Raw genomic sequence first — 23143 nt, 5'->3', positions numbered from 1 at the left:
AAAGAAAATCTTTAATTATTCAGCATCGAAATCAGCATCTGTATCAGCAGATACTTTTTCTCCTTCTTCTTTAGATTTTTCTTTATCAGCTTTTCTTTGAGACTGACCTTCTTTGATAGATTCAGAAACTACGCTAAGGATCATATCAATAGACTTAGAAGCATCATCGTTTCCTGGGATAACGAAGTCAACTTTTCTTGGGTCAGAGTTTGTATCAACAATACCGAAAACTGGAATACCTAGTTTCTTAGCTTCAGTTACTGCGATGTGCTCTCTTAAGATATCAACTACAAATACAGCAGATGGAAGTCTCACCATGTCAGCGATAGAACCTAAGTTCTTCTCAAGGTTAGCTCTTTGTCTGTCAACTTGTAATCTTTCTTTTTTAGATAAAGTTTCGAACGTACCGTCTTTTTTCATTTTGTCGATAGCATTCATCTTCTTTACAGCCTTTCTGATAGTAACGAAGTTCGTTAACATACCACCTGGCCATCTTTCTGTAATATAAGGCATATTAAGTTCAGAAGCGTGTTTTGCAACTACTTCTTTCGCTTGCTTCTTAGTAGCTACGAAAAGAACTTTTTTACCTGCAGAAGTTAATTTTTCTAAAGCGCTGCACGCTTCATCCAATTTAACTGCTGTTTTATGTAAGTCTACAATGTGAATACCGTTTTTCTCCATAAAAATGTATGGAGCCATATTTGGGTTCCACTTTCTAGTCATGTGACCGAAGTGTACACCAGCCTCTAAAAGGTCTTTTACATTTGCTTTTGCCATGTTTTCTGTTTTTGTTAGTTTACTTTCCGTCTTTTAAACAATCAACAACTTCTTTAGATGGGAGAAGCGTTTGGATGCTAAACGTAACGGGCAATTTTTGCTTTAAGCTTCAGGCAGTAAGCCATAGGCTTTGAAGCGAATTAAAAATTTTAATAAGTTTTTCAAAAAGCTTATTGCATATTGCTTTAAGCTTATCGCAATTCTTAACGTTTTGAGAATTGGAATCTCTTTCTTGCTTTTTTCTGACCTGGCTTCTTTCTTTCCACCATTCTTGCGTCTCTTGTAAGTAAACCAGCTGGCTTCAATGCTAATCTGAACTCAGCGTTGATTTCGCATAAAGCTCTTGAAATACCTAATCTGATAGCTTCTGCCTGACCTGTATTACCACCACCGAATACGTTTACGGTAACGTCATACTGACCAACAGTCTCAGAAAGGATGAACGGTTGGTTTAATTTGTAAACCATCACGTCTGTAGAGAAATATTCTTTAGCATCTTTACCGTTTACTGTAATGTTTCCAGAACCTGGTCTTACATAAACTCTTGCTACAGAAGTTTTTCTTCTTCCGATTTTGTGAACTATAGACATAATTAATTATTTAAATTCGTTAACATTAATTGTTTTAGGCTGTTGAGCTTCATGTTTGTGCTCAGTTCCTTCATATAAATAAAGGTTCTTAAGGATAGCAGCTCCTAATCTGTTTTTAGGTAACATACCTTTTACAGACTTCTCCAATACCTTTAAAGAATCTTTCTTTTGAAGTTCAGCCGCAGTCATAGACTTCTGTCCACCAGGGTATCCTGTATGCCAGATATAAGTCTTATCAGCCCACTTGTTTCCGGAAAGTGTAATTTTCCCAGCATTCAAAACGATTACGTTATCACCACAATCTACGTGAGGTGTAAAGTTCGTTTTGTGCTTACCTCTCAAAATCTTTGCAACCGTAGAAGCTAGTCTTCCTAACGGCTGTCCTTCAGCGTCTACCACAACCCATTCTTTATTAGCAGTAGCTTTGTTCGCTGAAACAGTTTTGTAACTTAATGTATTCACACGTTTTAGTTAAAGATTAAACATAATTTACCCCTAAAAGGGTGTGCAAAGGTACAAATTATTTTTGTAACCCAAAAACATATTTTATTTAATCTATAGAATATCTGCTGTTCAGCCCTCTAGCCATAGATTTTAACATTAATTAAGCTTTTGGCATAAATCTTGTAAAATGTTGTGCGATGAAAAAAAACGTCTAGAAGATTCTAAAAATACAAATGGTAAATAAAGAGTTTGTTCCCTCAACTCTTTTTTATCCCAAAACCCTTCTCTGTTAAATTTACTTTAAAGATTTTCGCAAAAGCTTAGTGATATCATTATTTTATATATTGAAATAATTATATTTGCGCCAAACGTTTTACCCATGAGTCACGGAAAAATCCGAGAAGATAAGACCTGCCTGAACTGCGGGCACCAGGTAGAAGAACGCTTCTGCCCCCACTGCGGACAGGAAAATATCGAAAGGCGCCAGCCATTCTACTTTCTGTTTACCCATTTCATTGAAGATTTTACACATTATGACGGCCAGTTTTGGGGAACTGTAAAAAATCTGCTGTTCAGACCGGGAAAACTTACCAACACTTATTTACAGGGAAAAAGACAAATATTTGTACCACCTGTTAAATTGTATATTTTCGTCAGTTTTATTACGTTTTTTGTATTTGCCCTCTTTCCTATGGTGAATATCGGTTCTTCAGATCAAAAAAGTGAAGAACATGGCAAAACCGGCCTTTTAAAAATATCCAAGCCTGTTGGGACACAAAAACTGATTGACAGCATAGAAGCCAAAAAAATTCTGACTCAAGAAGATTCTCTTGCCATTAAAAGTCTAAAAGCAATTCCTGATTCTGCTGATATAGAAGAAATAATGGATATGGACAAAACAATAGAGACCGGATCTGGAATGTACAATACAAAGAAATCCTATGATTCTGCCATTGCTAAAAATCCCGGCTTTTTTGATTTTATTCAGACACCGGTAGTTCATAAATTCTACGAACTCAGAGATCACGGGATCACAAAAAAGGAGATTATGAACGGTATGATCGAAAAATCCTTCCACAATCTGCCTAAGGCCCTTTTCATTTATCTTCCTTTGTTTGCATTCTTTCTATGGGTATTTCACAGTAAGAAAAAATGGTGGTATTTTGATCATGGAATCTTTACACTTCATTATTTCTCTTTTCTGCTGCTCACTATTCTGCTGATATTCCTGCTTGGAAAACTGGCTGCATTAACGGAGATTAAAGTACTTAATGCTCTTTTATACTTAGTAATGACAGTACTTATAACATACAGCATGGGATATTTCTTTATTGCTCACAGAAGGGTTTATCATGCACACGGGATTGTAAGTCTTTTTGTTGGTATAATATTACTGATGATTAATTTCTTTGCCTTTATGTTCTTACTTACAGGTCTGGCGCTGATAAGTTTTATGATGATTCATTAAATAAAAATAAGGCTGTCACATTGGACAGCCTTATTCTTTTAGTTTATTTTCTTAATGATTTAGTTCCTCTGAAACTTGCAATAAGATAATAGGCGACAAAGACCATTGAAAATTTCAGGATGGATGGAATGGCCAGTTCAAGCTTAAAAATTAAAGTTCCCACCAGAACCAGAATTCCCATCACTACAAAAGACAGTCCCAGTTTTTTAGGCAATGTAAAATCCGGAGTATCCAGATAATACGCAACGCCCCAGGCAGCTCCAAAGGCCACTGCATAATAAAGTTCCAGGCCGATATTCTCTGAACTTAAAAAGAAATAATTGATCAGGAAACTTACTACTGTTCCCAATGCGAAATATATCAACGCTTTTTGCATGTCTGTAAAATATGGTGCAAAAGTAAAGATTTTAATTTGAGTAAAGGCCGATCTGCCGATTCGTAAACAAAATCCTGCAAGTCTTTTTAATTCTGTAACTACCGAACCTGTGAACTTTGAAATTCTCAAACCTGAAATTGGAGACATATTATTAAATAACCCAACATACTAAATTGATAATCAAAACAATAAAATCAAACACAGGGTTGTTTTTTTATTATTATATTTGAAAACTTAGAAACTTTCTAGAATTTTTATGGAAACCCAAAAATATACTCCAACCAATAAGGTAAGAATCGTAACAGCTGCGTCTTTATTTGACGGCCATGATGCTGCGATCAATATTATGCGTCGTGTCATTCAGGGCACAGGATGCGAAGTGATTCATTTAGGACATGACAAATCAGCAGAAGAAGTTGTAAACACAGCAATCCAGGAAGATGCCAATGCTATTGCATTAACCTCCTATCAGGGTGGTCACAATGAATATTTTAAATATATCTATGACCTTCTTAGAGAGAAAAACTCTCCACAGATCAAAATTTTTGGCGGTGGTGGCGGTGTAATTCTTCCTGAAGAAATCAAAGACCTTATGTCTTATGGGATCGACAGGATTTATTCTCCAGATGACGGTCGTGAGCTGGGTCTGCAGGGAATGATCGATGATCTGGTACACAGATCGGATTTTGCAACAGGGAAAGATGTTACGGCAAAAGATCTGGCTGATATCAGTTTTGAAAACCCTTCAAGCATTGCACAGATCATCTCCGCTGTTGAAAACTTTTCAGAAGAAAAACCTGAATTGGTAAAAGCCATCGATGAAGAATCAAAACACCTGAATATCCCTATTATCGGTATCACAGGTACCGGAGGAGCCGGAAAATCTTCGTTGACAGATGAACTGGTGAGACGTTTCTTACGTTCCAACACCGATAAAAAAATCGCAATTATCTCCATTGACCCTTCGAAAAAGAAGACCGGAGGAGCTCTTTTAGGAGACAGAATCCGTATGAATGCGATCAATGACCCAAGAGTCTATATGCGTTCTATGGCGACCAGAGAAAATAACGTTTCCGTTTCTCCGTTCATTCATTCTGCATTGAATGTATTGAAACTGGCCCATCCGGACGTGATCATTCTTGAGACTTCCGGGATCGGGCAGTCCGGGTCTGAAGTTTCTGATTTTGCTGATGTATCCATGTATGTAATGACTCCTGAATATGGTGCTTCTACGCAGCTTGAAAAAATTGACATGCTGGACTACGCAGATCTTGTAGCTTTAAATAAATCTGACAAAAGAGGAGCTCTTGATGCCCTTCAGGCAGTAAGAAAACAGTTCCAGAGAAACCACCTTTTATGGGAAAGTCCGTTAGACGATATGCCGGTGTACGCAACTAAAGCATCTCAGTTTAATGATCATGGAACAACAGAATTATACAACAGATTAGTTTCAAAAGTAAACGATAAGTTTTCAGATTTAAATTTAAAAACTTTTGTAGAACAAGAAGTTACGGAAGAAGTAACGATTATTCCTCCGAAAAGAGTGCGTTACCTGTCTGAAATTGTAGAAAACAACAAACAATATGATGCCAACATTGAGAAGCAGGCTGAACTAGCCAGAAAAATGTATCATATTGAAGGGGTAAAAAAGATCCTTTCCAATGAAGTTTTAGAAGCTGAATATCAGAAGGCAGAAAAAGAACTTCAGCAGGAAAATATTGATTTCCTTAAAACATGGGATGATACGAAAAAGGCTTTCCATGAAGAGTTTTACTCCTATTTCGTAAGAGGAAAGGAAATCAAAGTTGAAACGTCTACAGAATCTCTGTCTCATTTGAGAATTCCGAAAATTGCATTACCAAAATATAACGACTGGGGTGATCTGATCCAATGGAAAGGCCAGGAAAACCTTCCGGGAAGCTTCCCTTACACCGCAGGAATTTATCCTTTCAAAAGAACCGGTGAAGATCCTACAAGGATGTTCGCAGGAGAAGGAGGTCCGGAAAGAACCAACAGAAGATTCCATTACGTTTCTGCAGAAATGCCTGCAAAACGTTTATCTACGGCTTTTGACTCTGTGACACTATATGGCCAGGATCCGGCTTTACCACCGGATATTTATGGTAAGATCGGAAATGCAGGAGTTTCTATCGCCACTTTAGATGATGCGAAAAAACTATACTCCGGATTTGATCTGGTGAATGCATTGACATCCGTTTCCATGACGATCAACGGTCCTGCACCGATGCTATTGGCTTTCTTTATGAATGCTGCTATTGATCAGAATGTAGAAAAATACATTAAAGAGAACGGTTTAGAAGCTAAAGTAGAAGCTAAACTTAAAGAAAAATTTGATGATAAAGGTTTGGAAAGACCGAAATACAACGGTGAACTTCCTCCTTCCAACAACGGTTTAGGACTACAACTTTTAGGACTTACCGGTGATGAAATTATTCCTGCTGATGTATATGCAGAAATCAAAGCTAAAACAATTGCTACTGTACGTGGTACCGTTCAGGCTGATATTTTAAAAGAGGACCAAGCTCAGAATACCTGCATCTTCTCTACTGAATTTGCTCTAAGATTAATGGGTGACGTTCAGGAGTATTTCATCAAAGAAAAAGTAAGAAACTTCTATTCTGTTTCCATTTCCGGATATCACATTGCTGAAGCAGGTGCCAATCCTGTTTCCCAGCTGGCATTTACATTGGCCAATGGTTTCACCTATGTGGAATACTATTTGTCAAGAGGAATGGATATCAATGATTTTGCACCCAACTTATCTTTCTTCTTCTCCAACGGTATCGACCCTGAGTATTCAGTAATCGGACGTGTAGCAAGAAGAATCTGGGCAAAAGCTATGAAACTGAAATATGGTGCTGACGAAAGAAGCCAGATGTTGAAATACCACATCCAGACTTCAGGACGTTCTCTGCACGCTCAGGAAATTGATTTCAATGATATCAGAACGACGCTTCAGGCGCTTTATGCGATCTATGACAACTGTAATTCCCTTCACACGAATGCTTATGACGAGGCGATCACGACTCCTACTGAGCAATCGGTAAGGAGAGCAATGGCAATCCAGTTAATTATCAATAAGGAATTAGGATTGGCTAAAAATGAGAATCCGCTTCAGGGATCATTTATCATTGAAGAATTAACGGATCTTGTAGAAGAAGCGGTATACACAGAATTCGACAGAATCACTGAAAGAGGTGGTGTTCTCGGCGCCATGGAAACCATGTACCAGCGTTCGAAAATCCAGGAAGAATCTATGCATTACGAATGGCTGAAGCACACAGGAGAATATCCGATCATCGGGGTAAATACTTTCTTAGGAAAAGACGGTTCTCCAACTGTCCTTCCCGGCGAGGTCATCCGTTCTACCGAAGAAGAAAAGCAGGCTCAGATCGAGTTTCTTCATAACTTCCAGAAAGCGAATGAAAGTAAATCTGAAGAAGCATTGAGAACATTACAGCATGCTGCCATCAACCAGCAGAACTTATTCGAAGTGATGATGGACGCTGTGAAATACTGCTCTTTAGGACAGATCACCAACGCTTTGTTTGAAGTGGGTGGTAAGTACAGAAGAAATATGTAAGCCATACTTGGCAGACATTTTTTATAAATTAAACCTTAAAGGATTTCTTTGAGGTTTTTTTGTATTTTTAATTTTAAAACTAATTAATAATGAAAAACATAATCATGAAAATTAATTTTGAGAAAATCCTATTCTTAGTCATCATTTGTCTTACATCTGCTTTATGGAGCCAGAAACGTACCGAACCATTTACCATAAGTCTTCCCACCCACAAGCTGGAGAAAAGCTATTATAAAACGATAAAACTTATTGATAAAAGAGAAGATACCACTTCTTTAGGAATTGTACAGCAGGGAATGTTGAATGCCAAAGCTAAAGTGATTCCCACGTCAAGCATATCAAGCCAATTCCAAAGTATACTGAACAGCATCAATGGAGATGATACCGAAGAAGGAACAATGGTTCTGTACCTGAAACAATTATACTTTGCGGAGGTTACTGCCAAACTCAGTGAGCATGGATACTGCTATTTTCAGGGATTTCTATTTTCAAAAAATAATGATGGGACTTACTCTTTGATAGATCAAACTGATACAGTAATTGATATCAAAGCAACAGATGTTACCGCAAAAACGCTAGAAAAAGGAAGTGAAATGCTCGTAGATTTCATCAGTAAAAATGCATCTAAAAAGCCTGAAACAAACAATCATTATACGATGGAACAAGTAATGACTTTTGATGATACAGCCAAGCAGTCAATCAGTTTTTACAATTCACCTCAGCTGAAGGACGGAGTATATAAAAATTACAACGCTTTAAAAAATCAGCAGCCTGACCAGAAAATTACAAATGTCAAATTCTACGGAAATGCTCCCAAAATTGTAAGAATCTATGAAATGGCAGATGGCAAAGAAAAGGAAATCAAAAAAGGCGATATTTATGCTATTGTATATAAAGGAGAGCCGTATATCTACCTTTCCATAGAAAACCTTTTTACGAAGGCAATAAAAAGAGATAATGATTACTATTTTATCGGAAAAATAAGGTCAAATCCCAATGCCGGAAGCATGATGCTAACCGGAGCTGCATTTTTTGGAGCAATTGGTGTTTTGATCATGAGCAATCCGGCCTATCCTTTTGAAATGAAGATTGATTACTTTAATGGTGGATTTATTCCTATCAAAGAAATTCAAAACAAAAATTATTAAGCCATAAAATCTCCTTATTTTTGGGAGATTTTTATTTTTAAAATGAAACCAAAAGCTTTATTCAACTGGAGCAGCGGAAAAGATTCTGCCCTTGCCCTTTACAAAATACTACAGGAAGATCAATATGAGATTTCTACACTGCTTACAAGTATTAATGAAGAATTCCAAAGGATTTCCATGCATGGAGTTCATGTTTCTCTGTTGGAAAAACAGGCAGAAAGTCTCGGAATTCCATTGATTAAAATGGAACTTCCCAAAGAACCGTCAATGGAAGAATACCAGCAAATCATGAGTACAACAATGGCCGGAATTCAAGCTCAGGGCATTACTCATTCTATTTTCGGGGATATTTTTTTGGAAGATCTGCGAAAATACAGAGAAGACCAGTTGAATACCATCGGAATGCAGGCCGTATTTCCCCTTTGGAAGCAGAATACTTCTGACCTCATCCGTGAATTTTTAGATCTTGGTTTTAAAACCATTGTAACCTGTGTAAACGGAACTTATCTTGATAAAAGTTTTGCAGGCCGGATTATTGATGAGAAATTCCTTGATGATCTTCCTGAAAATGTAGATCCTTGCGGAGAAAACGGAGAGTTTCATACATTTACTTTTGATGGTCCTATTTTTAAAAATCTGGTGCAGTTTGAAATTGGAGAAACAGTCAAAAAGACTTATCCTAAACCTAAGAGCTCAACCGAAGAAGAGGATAGCGAATATGTTTTCTGGTTCTGTGATTTGCTGTTAAAATAAGCCTGTGAATATTAATCCACAGGCTTTTCAATATATTATTTTATTTCAGTAATGATTTCATTCATGAGATCAAATACCTGTCTGATATCTTTTTCACCGGTCATCCAGTTTACAAAGGCGGCTCTTACTCCTTTATGCTGATTATAGAAAGTAGGTGTCATAAAAACTTTTCCTGTGTTATTAAGCTTTTCCAAAAATTGCTCCACCTCATCCTGTCTTGTATCATCTTTTAATGTAAAACAGACCGTATTCAATCTTACCGGAGCCAGCAGTTTAAAATCATCACTATTTTCAATCAGCTGGCCAAACTGTTGGGCCCATGCTATGTTATTATCTACAATCTCCTGATAGCCTTTCTTCCCATAAGACATGAGAGAAAACCAGGCCGGAAGAGCCTTTAACCGTCTTGAATTTTCAGGAAGAAAATTCAAATAGCTGAAATTTTCCAACGGATCTCCCAGATAAGGAGCATTTGAATTCTGAAATGTTTCTACCTGTAAAATTTTATATTGCTCTTTAATAAGGAATACTGCACTTTCATAAGGTACGTTCAGCCATTTGTGACAATCTACTGTAATACTGTCGGCATATTCCCACCCTTCCACAAGATGCTGATGAGTTTCAGAACAAGCTGCAAAACCACCGAAAGCAGCATCAATATGCCACCAGAAATTGTATTTTTCTTTTAATCTGCTGATTGCTTTGAAATCATCAAAATCCACAGTATTTACTGTTCCTCCACTTGAAATCAGAATAAATGGCTCACCGTTAAGCTTCAGAATATTTTCTTCAAGATCTTTGATATGAATGGCTTCCCGGTTTCCTTCTTCGGTTTTGATCTTAATAATATTACTGCTGCCAAGCCCTAATAATGACAATGATTTTATAGAAGATGAGTGTGGCGTTGCGGTAAGTATCTTTGCCGTTCTGGAAACGCCTTCTTTAGCAATATCTCTTTCCTGTTCTTTTCCCAGCCATTGGCGACCCACAGCCAGACAGGTAAAATTAGACATCGTAGCTCCCGATACAAAACCTCCAAGAAAGCTTACCGGAAGCTGAAGAAGTTTAAGCAAAAGATGTATGGTTTCCATCTCTATGTTTGCAGAAATATCTCCCAGACCTTTTACAGACTGGGTATTCTGATCATAAACCGTTGCAAGCCAGTCACCGGCTACCGATGCCGGTGTAGCACCTCCTGTCACAAATCCCCAATATCTCGGTCCTCCGGATCCAACCATGATCGGTTCAAATTTTTCATTGAAAATCCTTAAAGTTTCTTCTGTTCCAAATCCTGATTCCGGGAGATCCTGCTCTTCCAGTGTATTATTATTGATTACTGATGTTAATCTTTCTTCAATAGAATTCAGGTAATTTGTGCCCTGTTCTTTGATGATATTCAGCAGATATCCAATGTTTGCTGAATCATTTTTCAAGTGTTCATTCATATTTGTGATACATTTTCTATGTCAAATGTATTAAATGCCTACTAAAGAACCATTAAAATCCATATTAAATTAATTCGAAGCCCGTTCTAGCACGCATTTTGCATCCCTTAATGCTCCCGGATATTTTCGTATCTTTAAGTATCCGAATAACAATCTTAAAAAAATAAAACACCCGTGATCAGAAATTTAGTATTCCTTTCCCTTATTTTCATTTTATTTTCCTGTAAGACAGAAACTCCCCAGCCTCCTGTGGATAAGAAAGCAATTGTTGATTCTACCATAACGGCTTTTCAAAAGACTTTATTGGAACAACAGATTGATTCTGTTTTCAAAAAGTACCATTTCAACGGAAGTATTGCCGTTTTTAAAGACTCTCTGCCGCTTTACAGAAAAGAAAACGGATATTCTGATTTTAAAAGAAAAACAAAGATCGACAGCAATAGCATTTTTGCCATCGGATCGGTAAGTAAGCAATTCACGGCTGTTCTGATCTTACTTCAGATGGAACAGGGTAAACTGAATGTTACGGATAAAGCTTCAAAATACCTGAAGGAATTCCAGAACAAAGAATATGAAAATATAACGATCCACCAACTTCTTAACCATACATCCGGACTCAACCTGATGGGCGGAAAACTGATGTTCAAAAGCGGTTCGGATTTCTTTTATTCGAATGACGGATTTAATGCGCTTGGAAAGATTGTGGAAAAGGTCTCCGGCAAATCTTATGATGAAAATGTTCTGGAACTTTTTAAAAAGGCGGGTATGATGCATTCTTCTACCGGGGATATTTTTAAAGGAACTCATTTTGCAAGTGCCTATCTGGGGAACGCCAATGCCTTCGAAGAAGTCCCGAATATGCCTAAAAGACTAGGCGGAAAAGAAATAGGAGTTCCTGCCGGTGGTGTACTTTCTACCATCCAGGATCTTCATACATGGAACAATGCCCTTTATCGCGGTAAAATTTTAAAGCCTGAAACACTCAATCTCTTTATGGCCAAAAGTGCAGAAAGACGTCATGCTATTTTCGGAAAAATGGGATACGCCTATGGCATTATGCTGAACATTGGCAAACCCAATTCTTATTTTCACAGCGGATATATCAAGGGATCTCCGTCTTTAAATATCTATTATCCTGATACGAAAACATCTGTCATTATTCTTTCCAATATAGCGGATGAGGCCAAAGGTAAAGGCATGACCTTCAAACCACATATTGAGGTGAAAAAGATTACAGATCATCTTGAAAATACGCTGAATCAACTCAGATCAGCACATTAGTTTTCTTTGCATTGAAATAAAGAAGCTGGATTTTAGCAGCCATAGCATATAAAAAGAAGACTTTCATCAACTCTTTTCCTACAACAGTAAAATTATTACAAGTAAAGAAATGAGAAAAGCACAATTCCGGTAATTTTATTTAAAAATAATTAAATTGCTATATGAAAAAGATGTATTTCATTGCCATTTACCCTCCTGACACAGTTATTGAGGAAATAAGGCTTTTTAAAAGGGACCTTGCCACTGCTTATGATAATTCCAAGGCTTTAAATAATGAAGCCCATATCACACTTTTCCCTCCTTTTTCCAGAGAGGTTGAACTGGAAAGCGATATTCATACGGCATTCCGGAAGATTAATACGGAGATGTCTCCTTTTGAAATGGAGATGAACGGTTTTGGAAGTTTCGCCAATCCGAAAAATCCTGTAATTTTTGTAAAACCGGAAGAGAATGAGAATTTAACAGCTCTTTATCATCAGGTAAAGCAGCAGTTTAATTTCATGATCTATTCATTCAATCCACACATCACTGTAGGGTACCGGAACCTTACATGGGAAAATTATCTCCGGGCCTGGGAGGTATATAAGAACAAGGAATACAAAACTAAATTCTTAGTTGATAAAATAGTACTACTGCGTCGTGATGGTCATTGGGTTCCTATTGCAGAGAAAAAACTGGGAGAATTGTAAAAAAAATAAAACCGGCTGTAATAACCGGTCTTATTTTTAGTTTATTGTTTAATAATTTTCTGTGAGATCAGCAGAGTTTTATCTTCCGTCACATTCAGCAGATAAGTGCCTGCCAGTGCATTTTTAATATCAACCTTTAAGGTTTCCGGATCTTTTAATTCAAATCTGCCGGAAATCAGTTTTCCGGAAACATCATAAATCTCAATTTTTATATTTTTTGAGAAATTCTGTTTTCCTTTAACAAAGAATTCTCCATCTGCAGGGTTCGGATAGATGCTGTATCTTCTTTCTTCAGCTTTTACTTCTGAGACTTTAAGGGTAGATTTACTCAAGGTCCAGGTAATATTGGTAAAATGAAGCGTACTGTGGTTATCTACTTTCAAAAGCGGGTTATTATCTGTTACCGAAAAAAGCAAAGTATTATTTCCGTTATTCAGCTGAGAAGGAGTGATTGTAATGGTATTCCCTGTTTCAGTAAGCGTTGTCCCGTTCAGCTTCCAGGAATTGAGCAATGTATTTGGAATGGGTAAAATTTCATTGACTGTAAAGGTAACATTGGCCGTAGCATCCACAGAGGAAGCATTCGCAGGGGTATAAGAATCTACAGGAGATACCAGTGAATGGATTCTTTCAATAATAGCTTCTTTACATACGGAACAAAATTGTTGGTTAAGATACCTCATCTCACAGCTTTGGTGCGGTCTGAACCATGACGGACTTTCTGCATGGGCATATATTCCGACTCCGTTTAATCCTACCCAGTTTTTCCATTTTATGGTAGCAGGATTTGAGTTCTGTGTTTTATTAGCTGACTCAAGGGTTCCGGCAAACCAATATTCATCTGCGAGTTTTCCGAATGAATGCCCCATTTCATGAACAACAATTTCATTGGCGGATGAGTTTAACGATGCGAAGGCATATGTACCGCCACAACCGCCATACTCAGGAGAGTTCCCTAATACATAAGTAATGTCATAATCAGGAATATTAGCAGCCAGAACCTGCCCTACTTTATTGGTCGTATTGCTGTAGATGCATCTGTGAACATTCACATCAAAAGTAGACCCAAGGTAATTATTAGGATTGGTCACAGGGATTACCGGCTCTGTAACATCTGTTGCAGTCCCCGGATGTTTCACACCTGATTCGGCTGAAATAACTTTGACGGCATACGCATTAAAATAATTTTTATATTCTGTATAAGGGCTTTTGGTAAAGAGGTAATTTACAGTTGCCTGTGCAGAAGTAACAAATGCGTCCTGTTGGGTAGCGGTAAAACCATCTCCTAAAACAGCAATCACCACCCTTTTGCTATTGTCACCAGTCTGTAAAAGTGGTACTGTCTCAAATACCTGAGCTCCATAAATGCTACTTATAAAAAGGAATAATAAAGCTTTTTTCATGATTCTAGTTTTTGAGTGAATAATAACTGTATTCCTGAATCTGTTACTTTTTCTACTCTCACAAGCTGAACATTTTCGGAATAGGAAAATCTGGCGCTGAATTCCGTGCTTTGAAGAGAGGCTTTATGCCTGGAAATTCCTTCTTTTTCATATACTTCCATGACAGGATTCAAAGGATCCTTTATGAGCTGCCTGCTCAATTCTTTACCACCAGATTCAGCAACGGTAATGATATAATCACCTTGCTGCGCATCATCCCGGTCAAAAGAGGGCTGTAATTTCAGTTTTCCCTCTGAAATTTTACTGTTCTGAAGAATTACTTTTTCATTACCTGACTGATCTTTATCTGTTTTAAAGAACAGGTAAATGATACGTTCACTTTTTACAGGAGATACAGATTCTGTTTCAGTCCGCTGTTGATCATTTTTTTCCTTCTGAAAGCTACAAAGCAGAAAGACGGGAATGACTAATAAATTGAGTACATTTTTCATATTTCATTTTATTTAAGGTTTCATTTTAAGGAAGGAGGTCTGAAGGTGGAGGAAGGAAGTTATTGAGCCTACAAGAGCAATCTTATTTCATTTCTTATTATTTTTTAAACCCATAAAAACATTTTTTAAAATAATAATCAGCAAATCACCTGTACTGTAGTAACTTTATTCTTCTTTTTTCCAACATCATGTCAAGAATTAAAGTTAAGAAAGTTTAAGATATCATGAGATGTTTTCCTGATAATTTTCCATCATGTAAGAAGTTGGAAAGTCATATCTTTGCAGCAATGATTTCAGAGAAAATAATTTTAGGGATTGACCCGGGAACGACGGTTATGGGATTTGGTATTATCTCCGTTAAAAAAGGTAAAATGGAGATGGTTTCCATTCATGAACTGATCTTAAAAAAATACCCCAATCACGAAACCAAACTCAAATATATTTTTGAAAGAACCCTGTCACTTATCGACGAATTCCATCCTGATGAAGTTGCCCTGGAAGCCCCATTCTTTGGAAAAAATGTACAAAGTATGCTGAAGCTCGGCCGTGCACAGGGTGTTGCCATGGCTGCCAGCCTTTACCGAAATATTCCCATCACCGAATATTCACCTAAAAAGATCAAAATGGCCATCACCGGAAACGGTAATGCCAGTAAGGAACAAGTTGCAGGAATGCTGCAAAATCTTCTTAATTTAAAGGAATTTCCCACAAAATATCTGGATGCATCCGACGGTCTTGCCGTTGCGGTATGTCACCATTTTAATTCCGGAACTGTTGCCGATACCAAGTCCTATTCCGGCTGGGAAAGTTTTTTGAAACAGAATCCGGACCGGTTGAAGTAATCTAGCTCTTAGAATATAGAAAGAGGCTGTCTTACTTTTGAGACAGCCTCTTGAAAATTTAGTTATTGAGGAATTTCTTAGATTCTTTCTTATTCTTATCTGAGTAATTGATGATAAAGGCTCCTTTTGGAAGAACTGTCTCAACTTGAATCTCATTTGTTCTGGCATTTCCTTTCTGAATCAGTTTACCACTTAAGTCATAAATCTGATATTCTCCAAATACTTCATTCCTGTTACCTGCCAGCTTTAGCTTGTTTTCAGTTTTCACATATACTAGCTTTGATTCTGTATTCGATTTAACTTCTGAAGTTCCCAGGGTACCCATAATCTTTACAGCATAATCTTCCATTTGCCCATATTGTAACTGAGAACACGCTGTCATCTCAGGTAAATTGGCACCGCCGAATGTAGCAGCATCTACAGCAATTCTCATCCTTAAATAAGTATCTGTAACCGCATTGGCAGGAGGTGTAATATTATTGGTTACAGTAATCCCGCCACCAGATGCTACAGAAGCAGATAAATTATTGACTACCAGCTCTGATTCATCAAACGTTCCATTATTGTTATAATCTATCCAGACTTTTGTTCTGAATTTATTTGCCTGGCCGAACCCGTTTTCATAATTAACTTTTAATGTGGTCGCTGAATTTAAAGGAATTTCTGTATAATAAGCAGGTCTGATGCAGCTGGCAGTGGTATAGTCTTCATAAAACTTAGGTGCCGGCTCATCTGAATCATAGCCATTGGTTGTACTGCTTATTGAACCAAACAGAACTCTTGTAGGGCCAATTGCAAAGTTATTATTGGCAGGGTTTACAATTCCCGGCGGATTACATTGCGCTGCTACCACAGAAACCGGAGATGGAATTACTACAGATGGATCCTGCCCTGCTGTTGAATTGATCAGATTCTTTCTATACTCCATCATCAGCATAATAGCTCTGTCTCTTTGCCCTTCTGTGAACTTACGGTTAGAATTTGTATAATTCATTACATTATACTGGGTTCCGTCATAATTTTGATTGGTACAAGGATCTATACTGGTATTCCCCGGAACAGCTACACCATACATACTTCTGGATGGTGAAGTATCACAAACTCTGTCACCATCTGTCGCACAATTAGCATTTGCCGGACAAGAGGTCTGGTTAGTATAGTTGACTCCCTGGAAAGTGTGGTATAACCCAAATGCATGTCCTAATTCATGAGTAAGTGTAGTATCATGAAGATTTTTCAGGGTAGCTACTTTCATGAAGCTTTCATAAAAATAATCATAAGAATCCGGGAATCTGGCATAGCCCATCAATCCTCCGGCATTCTGCTGCTGCCCGTCAAAACCAATAACAACATAAATATTGAAGTAAGAGGTCTCCGGCCAGTGTGGGGCCATCGCTTTTATATCTGACGCATTAGCACCATTACCTCCGTTATTGGAATCTACTCCTCTTGTATCATATAAAGGAATGGTACTTCCATTGTATCTTACAATACCGCTGGTCGGCAGACAGCTTGGTGATCTTTTTGCTAATACCAGCTTAAAAGGAATCACATTTCCACCTGTTGCTCCTGCTCCTTCAGGATAAAATCCATTTCCATAGGTGGTTGCATACATACTGTTTGCCCTGTCAATCCAGTCTTTGATATTCTGATCAGTAAGAATTAAATTTGAATTATTGGATGCACTGGATTCAATGACATGAACTACAACCGGAATTTCAAATACCTGCCCAGCATAAAGGCCATTCCAAGAGGTTGCACCTCCTACTTTATTAAGAAAGGACTGTTTATCTACGTTTCTTAACTTGGTTTCAACTTCTTCCCTTCTCTTTTTCAATTCGGGGAATTTCATGTCCATTTTCTTCATCTCTTCATCAAAGCCACAATAGTGGTCCTGGCTTTGTGAAAATACATTAGAAAACAGTGACACTAACAAAACGATAGTAATCTTCTTCATATTTTACATATTTTTTAATTATCCGGAAACAAAAATATCATTTTAAAAACATTCTGTCAAAAATTTAATCATATTTTTATTTTCATTTTTCCGAATATTTATTCTCCTCTTACAACCGCCTGTTTTACAGCAATTTTATAAGATAGATTAAATTACTTGGTAAAACATAATACTATCTTTTACATTGGTATGATTTTTAGTATTACATTTGTATAAATTTTCAGGTATGAAAACAAAACAACAAACTATAAATCAGGGGGATCATAAAATAAACTGGTTCCAGCATTTTCTTATGATATGTTCCGGCGGGAATATTCATATTTTAAGAAAAACTCCGAGTGAATGGAATAAATTTTCAGGGATCGGAGGGATCGTACTTTTCACTGCAGTATTTGCTACTTTGTCTGCAGGGTATGCCATGTATACAGTCTTTGATGAAATATGGACCGCTATAGGATTCGGAGTCCTCTGGGGGCTGATGATCTTCAATCTTGACCGTTATATTGTCTCTTCCATCAAAAAAACAGGAACATGGTGGAATCAGATTCTCATGGCCATTCCCCGTTTGATTCTCGCTACGTTTTTAGGAATTATTATTTCCAAACCATTGGAGCTTAAAATTTTTGAAAAAGAAGTCAACAAACAGCTGAATACCATCATTCAAAGAAATAAAAAACAGCTGCAGGGAGAAATGAGCGGAAGGATTCTTCAGCAGAGCGGCCCATTTGAAACAGAAAAACAGCAGATTTCAGAGAAAATTGCCCAATATCAGAAATCTTATGATTCTGCTTCGGTAGAACTTGAAAAGGAGATATTGGGAAAACAATCTGGGCTAACCAGTGGAAAAGAAGGCTATGGACCCAATGCCAAACGTAAGCAGGAATTAAAGGAACAGCGCAGACAGGATCTTGAGAATTATCAGAAGCAAGCTGCTCCAAGACTGGAATATTTAGACAAAGAAATTTCCAAAGTATATACCAATCTGGAAACTGAAAGAAAATCCACAGAAACCTTTGAAGACAAGTTCAATGGCTTTGCAGCAAGACTTCAGGCACTGGATGAGCTTGGTAAAAATTCAGCCATTATAGGACTGGCAGCTGCATTTATCATGGGGCTGTTCATCTGCCTCGAGATTTCTCCGGTTTTAGTAAAGCTGATTTCCCATGTAGGACCCTATGATTATCTTTTAGAAAAAACAGAAAATGATTTCAGATTGTATTCTAAAGAAAAAATTGAAAAAGGAAATGCCCTCACTGATTTCCGGATTGAGGATTTTAAGGATAATCTGCATAAATAGTTTATTGCCGGAAGATGAAAGAATGAAGCTGGAAGAAATCTTTATTTAAATAATTTTAAGTTTTTTCCTGAAAACATTGATAATTTGTAATAAAAAAATATAAATTTGAGAAACTGCTATAAAGCAAAAATCAAAAAAATTAATTATTATGAAAAATTTAAAAAAAGTTTCAAGAGAAGGCTTAAAAAACATTAAGGGCGGATTTAAAATGTGCAACAGCGAATTACCCAATTTCGGATGTGGTGATGCAGAAATTTTTTGCTGTGGTCCCGGAGGATGCAGAAGAATCTCAGACCTTCCGCCAGGTTCCTGCTCTATTTTATAACGGATATTATTATAAACCCCATACTGATGCAGACTTTTGTTTGCTTTAAATAAAAACCACGGCTTTGCTGTGGTTTTTTTATTTCTATTACCGTAAAATGATTTTCAGTGTTGAAGAGACGGTATTTAAACAAAAAACATTAGAGAAAAAATCTATTTTTTTACATATTCCAATTAATTAAATCTAAAATAATAATAAAATATTAAATATTTTTCTTTAATAAATTATTATATACGAAATAATTTCTAACTTTATAATACTAAACACTGCTATCATGAAAAAATTACTTTTTGCATGTACACTGCTCATCAGCAGTGCATTTGCACCTACCTTAAAGTCTCAGGCATCAGACCCTTTCTTAGGACAAATTGCATTCGTACCTTATACTTTCGCCCCAAAAAACTGGGCAGAATGTAACGGCCAGATATTATCCATCGCTCAAAATACCGCCCTTTTTTCACTTTTAGGAACCACCTATGGCGGAAATGGAGTGACTACTTTCGCTTTACCGGATATGAGGGGAAGGGTACTTGTACATAACGGGCAGGCTCCCGGAGGCCCAACCACTTACACCATGGGGCAAATAGGCGGAGCTGAAAGTGTAACATTGACAGTAACTCAAATGCCGGCCCATACCCATACTGTAAACGCTGTAACCGCCGAAGGAAATCAAAGTACACCTACCAACAACCTGCCTGCAGATACCAAGGGACTTGATAAAGAGTATTCTGACACAGCCAACAATACCACCATGAAAAACACCATGATCGGTACAACAGGAGGCAATCAGCCTCACGAGAACAGACCTCCGTTTATTACCCTGAAATGTATTATTTCTTTAACCGGTGTATTCCCATCACAAAATTAATCGCTATGAAAATTCTTTACTTATTATGTCTGATAGTCGGAAGTACCGTTTCTGCCCAGACGATAACTTTTAAGGGATGTACCAATTTATTTGACGATCAAAATTTTGTGTTTAATAAAACCGGAGTTGATGTCAACAATAAAAACATCTACATGACTACACCTATTGATGGCCAACCCTGTAGCGGATTGGGCAGCTGTGAATTCAAAATCCAGTGGAACAATGCCCAGACAAGATGGGAATTCCTTGCGGATGAAGGATATGGTACATTTACTACTCCTAACTTAGTTTTTTATAACGCAACCGGAAATAACAGTCTTCCCATACCTCCAGGTAACAATATTGGAGTATGGATTGAAAACACAGCTTATACAACAGGACTGTGTGCCGGCAATCTTACAGCAGCCAACTCTACAATGACCGGAGATGTGCAAACCATCACACTGGGAACTTCAGATGTTTCTAAAAATAAAATACGGATCTTCCCTAATCCTGTTTCAGACTTCATCAGCATTTCCGGACTGGATAACGGACGAACGATAGAGATTTACAATATTGACGGGCGCCTGGTAAGATCTGAAATATTTGACCCAAGAGTAGATGTTTCACAACTTATCCCGGGAATCTATGTATTAAAGGTTATCACCAAAGACCTTCAGCATCATGAGTTTAAATTCATGAAAAAATAAAAGTTAACCCAAACCCCATAAACCACTTAAGCGTCAGTAACTTGTAGGGCTTTTTATTTCATTTCGGGAACATTTTTTGCTATATTATTGGATGCCTTCAAGTGTTGTACATCATTTCATTTATTTTCCGGACACTGAAATATTGAGAATTATATATCAGTCGGGGGAAGTATATGATTATCTCCGGGTACCTCCGGGCATTGTCGAAAAATTCGGAAAGGCAAGATCTAAAGGGACTTTTCTGAATAAAGTCATTAAACCCGGATTTAAATTTACCAGGGTTAAATAAAAAATACCTCCATTTCTGAAGGCATTTTTATACTATTTTTAATTCTTATAATGAATAGTTAGGAGCTTCCTGTGTGATGATTACATCATGCGGGTGAGATTCTTTCAATCCGCTTCCTGTGATCATTACCAGCTTGGAATCTTTTTGTAAAGCTTCAATATCTTTTGCTCCACAGTATCCCATACCTGCTCTTAAACCTCCGGTCAACTGGAAGATCACATCTTCCAACTTCCCTTTATGAGGTACTCTTCCTTCAATTCCTTCCGGAACGAATTTTTTAGCTTCACTCTGGAAATATCTTTCTTTTCCTCCTCTCTTCATGGCAGAAAGGCTTCCCATTCCCTGATACGATTTGAATTTTCTTCCCTGGAAGATAATTTCTTCACCCGGAGCTTCATCCGTACCGGCTAACAGTGATCCTAACATTACTGCTCCAGCACCACTTGCAATAGCTTTTACAATATCTCCTGAAAGCTTGATTCCTCCGTCTGCAATTACAGTCACATTCTGAGACTTTGCATATTCGTACACGTTATAGATTGCGGATAGCTGAGGAACTCCTACTCCGGCAACAACTCTGGTTGTACAGATAGAACCTGGCCCTACACCTACTTTCAGAACATTGGCACCGGCCTTAATCAGGTCTTCTGCTGCTTCAGCTGTTACGATATTTCCTCCAACGATATCAAGATTAGGATATGCTTTTCTGATTTCAGAAATTTTATCCAGTACTCCTTTGGAATGTCCGTGTGCAGAATCGATGGCTACAATATCAACTCCGGCCTGTACCAGAGCCTCAATTCTGTCTAAGGTATCTTCACCTACTCCTACTCCGGCACCTACAATAAGACGTCCGTTCTGGTCTTTATTGGCATTCGGATATTCAAGCTGGTTGTCGATATCTTTAATCGTAATCAAACCTACAAGCTTATTGTCTTTATCTACGATCGGAAGTTTTTCTACTCTGTTCTTAAGAAGGATCTCTTTTGCCTTTTCAAGGTTGGTATCTTTGTCTGAAGTGATCAGATTTTCTTTGGTCATGATCTCCTCTACTTTCATACCAAGATTTTCCTGATATTTTACATCTCTGTTGGTAATGATTCCGATCAGAACATTATCTGCATCTACTACAGGAAGTCCTGAGATTTTATATCTTGACATCATCTCTTTAGCCTCACCTAAAGTGTGGTCCTTAGAAAGGGTAACCGGATCGGAAATCATTCCGTTTTCGGAGCGTTTTACACGGTTTACCTGTGCTGCCTGCTCAGCAATCGTCATGTTTTTGTGAATAAATCCTAAACCACCTACTCTTGCCAGTGCAATAGCAAGATCAGCTTCAGTAACAGTGTCCATCGCAGCGGAAACTATCGGAACATTCAGCGTAATTTTGTCGGTAAGTCTTGATTTTAATGAAACCTGATTAGGTAAAACTTCTGAATAAGAAGGGACTAGAAGAACGTCATCGAAAGTGATGGCTGTCTCTACAATTTTGTTATGAATAGACATCTTTACTTTCTTTGCAAAATTAGGTTATTTTGATGACATATGAAAATCCTTTTTGATAGTTTAAATAAAAATTAATAATCAATAACTTAAATCAAAAAACCGCTCTTTTTTCAAGAACGGTTACGGTACAAAATAATTGAATAAGTATGAAACTACTTGTTACATGTTAGTTTTTTAACGTTAAACATCCTATTTAACGAGGTTCCCATTTTCATCTAAATTTTCAATATGGGTATTGTTGTTTTTATCAATATATAATTTTAATCTTACTGTTCCTTTGGTATCACGGATAAAAATTCCTACATCGCCATTGGCTGTTTTACCGGCAAAAAATCTTTCATTGGTTAATTTGCCTTCTTCCCTGAGTTTTGCATATGCTTTTTTGCTGGCTGCAGGATCATTAAGTTTTTTCAGGGAGTCTTCAAACTTTATAATGTCTTCCAACGGAAAGTCATCCGGGCGGTCCCAGAGCTTTAAACCATATACTCTTTTTTTATCTTTGCCCGCTTCTTCAGAATATTGCAGCTGCATAATCTGGTCTGTATTTCTCTGATCTACAGAATATACCATTCCGGACCCTTCTTTATTCCCATCATATACAAGTCCGCCACACTCATCTCCCAGCGAATTAAAGAAAATCATCCCCGCTTCTCTTTCTCTCTGCTTCATGTTTTTATGGTTCACCATTCCCGGATGTTGCCGTTCTTTATTACTGATCACCATTTTTAAGGTTCCGTCTTTTTCAATAATGTTGATACGTTCCACATCGATCTCCTTAAACCTCTCGTTGGAATACTGGTTTTTGAATGCAAGAAAGAAAAATACCACACATACCGCAGTAAGCGAAACAGCATAGATTTTAAGGATACGGACTTCTCTTATTAGTTTTTCCATGCTCAGG

The 23143-nt window shown here is 37.4% G+C and carries 22 protein-coding genes; 12 read left to right on the top strand and 10 right to left on the bottom strand.

Annotated elements, in window-relative coordinates; all coding sequences use genetic code 11:
* Positions 1-15 precede the first annotated feature (15 nt).
* The 3 genes from rpsB to rplM all read right to left on the bottom strand — a co-directional run bounded on the left by rpsB (position 16) and on the right by rplM (position 1829).
* Complete coding sequence (rpsB, locus tag ACTJJF_RS07620; RefSeq protein ID WP_062675707.1) at positions 16-777, bottom strand: 30S ribosomal protein S2; 762 nt, start codon at positions 775-777, stop codon at positions 16-18.
* A gap of 203 nt (positions 778-980) precedes the next feature.
* A complete protein-coding gene (gene rpsI, locus ACTJJF_RS07615) occupies positions 981-1367 on the bottom strand; it encodes a 30S ribosomal protein S9 (protein WP_047373582.1) in 387 nt (128 codons plus the stop codon).
* Between the two features lie 6 nt (positions 1368-1373).
* Positions 1374-1829: a 50S ribosomal protein L13 gene (rplM, locus tag ACTJJF_RS07610; protein ID WP_027375420.1), complete on the bottom strand. Its 456-nt coding sequence runs from the start codon at positions 1827-1829 to the stop codon at positions 1374-1376.
* A gap of 361 nt (positions 1830-2190) precedes the next feature.
* Here rplM and ACTJJF_RS07605 point away from each other — a divergent pair, with 361 nt between their 5' ends.
* Positions 2191-3279 carry a DUF3667 domain-containing protein gene (locus ACTJJF_RS07605; protein WP_440699260.1) on the top strand — a complete coding sequence of 363 codons (1089 nt, stop codon included), beginning with the start codon at positions 2191-2193 and terminating at the stop codon, positions 3277-3279.
* A gap of 43 nt (positions 3280-3322) precedes the next feature.
* Here ACTJJF_RS07605 and ACTJJF_RS07600 read toward each other — a convergent pair whose 3' ends face one another.
* Positions 3323-3655, bottom strand: a complete 333-nt coding sequence (locus tag ACTJJF_RS07600; protein ID WP_212649735.1) for a hypothetical protein — start codon at positions 3653-3655, stop codon at positions 3323-3325.
* 256 nt (positions 3656-3911) lie between these two features.
* On the opposite strand from ACTJJF_RS07600, the gene ACTJJF_RS07595 reads away from it, so the two are divergent.
* The 3 genes from ACTJJF_RS07595 to ACTJJF_RS07585 all read left to right on the top strand — a co-directional run bounded on the left by ACTJJF_RS07595 (position 3912) and on the right by ACTJJF_RS07585 (position 9160).
* Complete coding sequence (locus tag ACTJJF_RS07595) at positions 3912-7259, top strand: methylmalonyl-CoA mutase family protein (protein WP_312306447.1); 3348 nt, start codon at positions 3912-3914, stop codon at positions 7257-7259.
* 89 nt (positions 7260-7348) lie between these two features.
* Positions 7349-8407: a hypothetical protein gene (locus ACTJJF_RS07590; protein WP_440699259.1), complete on the top strand. Its 1059-nt coding sequence runs from the start codon at positions 7349-7351 to the stop codon at positions 8405-8407.
* Between the two features lie 42 nt (positions 8408-8449).
* Positions 8450-9160: a diphthine--ammonia ligase gene (locus tag ACTJJF_RS07585; RefSeq protein WP_312306451.1), complete on the top strand. Its 711-nt coding sequence runs from the start codon at positions 8450-8452 to the stop codon at positions 9158-9160.
* A gap of 35 nt (positions 9161-9195) precedes the next feature.
* Here the strand turns inward: ACTJJF_RS07585 and ACTJJF_RS07580 are convergent, their stop codons facing one another.
* Entirely contained in the window at positions 9196-10605 is a 1410-nt protein-coding gene (locus tag ACTJJF_RS07580) for a pyridoxal phosphate-dependent decarboxylase family protein (protein WP_312306453.1), read from the bottom strand.
* Between the two features lie 174 nt (positions 10606-10779).
* Here ACTJJF_RS07580 and ACTJJF_RS07575 point away from each other — a divergent pair, with 174 nt between their 5' ends.
* Positions 10780-11886 carry a serine hydrolase domain-containing protein gene (locus ACTJJF_RS07575; protein WP_312306455.1) on the top strand — a complete coding sequence of 369 codons (1107 nt, stop codon included), beginning with the start codon at positions 10780-10782 and terminating at the stop codon, positions 11884-11886.
* Between the two features lie 161 nt (positions 11887-12047).
* On the top strand, positions 12048-12575 hold the full coding sequence (locus tag ACTJJF_RS07570; protein ID WP_440699258.1) for a 2'-5' RNA ligase family protein: 528 nt from the start codon (positions 12048-12050) through the stop codon (positions 12573-12575).
* 41 nt (positions 12576-12616) lie between these two features.
* On the opposite strand, the gene ACTJJF_RS07565 is transcribed toward ACTJJF_RS07570, so the two are convergent.
* Positions 12617-13978 carry a T9SS type A sorting domain-containing protein gene (locus ACTJJF_RS07565; protein WP_312306459.1) on the bottom strand — a complete coding sequence of 454 codons (1362 nt, stop codon included), beginning with the start codon at positions 13976-13978 and terminating at the stop codon, positions 12617-12619.
* Entirely contained in the window at positions 13975-14469 is a 495-nt protein-coding gene (locus ACTJJF_RS07560; RefSeq protein WP_440699257.1) for a hypothetical protein, read from the bottom strand. Before ACTJJF_RS07560 ends, ACTJJF_RS07565 begins: the two co-directional genes overlap by 4 nt.
* A gap of 287 nt (positions 14470-14756) precedes the next feature.
* On the opposite strand from ACTJJF_RS07560, the gene ruvC reads away from it, so the two are divergent.
* Entirely contained in the window at positions 14757-15311 is a 555-nt protein-coding gene (gene ruvC, locus ACTJJF_RS07555) for a crossover junction endodeoxyribonuclease RuvC (protein ID WP_065399526.1), read from the top strand.
* A 58-nt stretch (positions 15312-15369) separates the two neighbouring features.
* Here ruvC and ACTJJF_RS07550 read toward each other — a convergent pair whose 3' ends face one another.
* Positions 15370-17268: a zinc-dependent metalloprotease gene (locus ACTJJF_RS07550; protein WP_440699256.1), complete on the bottom strand. Its 1899-nt coding sequence runs from the start codon at positions 17266-17268 to the stop codon at positions 15370-15372.
* A gap of 226 nt (positions 17269-17494) precedes the next feature.
* On the opposite strand from ACTJJF_RS07550, the gene ACTJJF_RS07545 reads away from it, so the two are divergent.
* From ACTJJF_RS07545 to ACTJJF_RS07525, 5 genes are all read left to right on the top strand, one after another.
* On the top strand, positions 17495-18565 hold the full coding sequence (locus ACTJJF_RS07545) for a DUF4407 domain-containing protein (protein ID WP_312306130.1): 1071 nt from the start codon (positions 17495-17497) through the stop codon (positions 18563-18565).
* A 148-nt stretch (positions 18566-18713) separates the two neighbouring features.
* Positions 18714-18890, top strand: a complete 177-nt coding sequence (locus ACTJJF_RS07540; protein ID WP_312306132.1) for a bacteriocin-like protein — start codon at positions 18714-18716, stop codon at positions 18888-18890.
* 274 nt (positions 18891-19164) lie between these two features.
* The gene (locus ACTJJF_RS07535; protein ID WP_229046045.1) at positions 19165-19758 is read left to right on the top strand and encodes a phage tail protein; all 594 of its coding nucleotides are present in this window, start codon (positions 19165-19167) and stop codon (positions 19756-19758) included.
* A gap of 5 nt (positions 19759-19763) precedes the next feature.
* On the top strand, positions 19764-20447 hold the full coding sequence (locus tag ACTJJF_RS07530) for a T9SS type A sorting domain-containing protein (RefSeq protein ID WP_440699255.1): 684 nt from the start codon (positions 19764-19766) through the stop codon (positions 20445-20447).
* A 91-nt stretch (positions 20448-20538) separates the two neighbouring features.
* Positions 20539-20736 (top strand): KTSC domain-containing protein, encoded by a 198-nt coding sequence (locus ACTJJF_RS07525; RefSeq protein WP_440699254.1) that lies wholly within the window; start codon positions 20539-20541, stop codon positions 20734-20736.
* A 45-nt stretch (positions 20737-20781) separates the two neighbouring features.
* Here ACTJJF_RS07525 and guaB read toward each other — a convergent pair whose 3' ends face one another.
* Together guaB and ACTJJF_RS07515 are read right to left on the bottom strand one after the other, a co-directional pair.
* Positions 20782-22242 (bottom strand): IMP dehydrogenase, encoded by a 1461-nt coding sequence (gene guaB / locus ACTJJF_RS07520; RefSeq protein WP_312306143.1) that lies wholly within the window; start codon positions 22240-22242, stop codon positions 20782-20784.
* A 189-nt stretch (positions 22243-22431) separates the two neighbouring features.
* A complete protein-coding gene (locus tag ACTJJF_RS07515; RefSeq protein ID WP_312306145.1) occupies positions 22432-23136 on the bottom strand; it encodes a hypothetical protein in 705 nt (234 codons plus the stop codon).
* Positions 23137-23143: the final 7 nt, after the last annotated feature.

The organism is Chryseobacterium sp. 22458 (assembly GCF_052044975.1).
Classification (GTDB): Bacteria; Bacteroidota; Bacteroidia; order Flavobacteriales; family Weeksellaceae; genus Chryseobacterium.
Note: the sequence above shows the minus strand (reverse complement) of the source record. Positions and strands in the feature narration are given on the sequence as shown.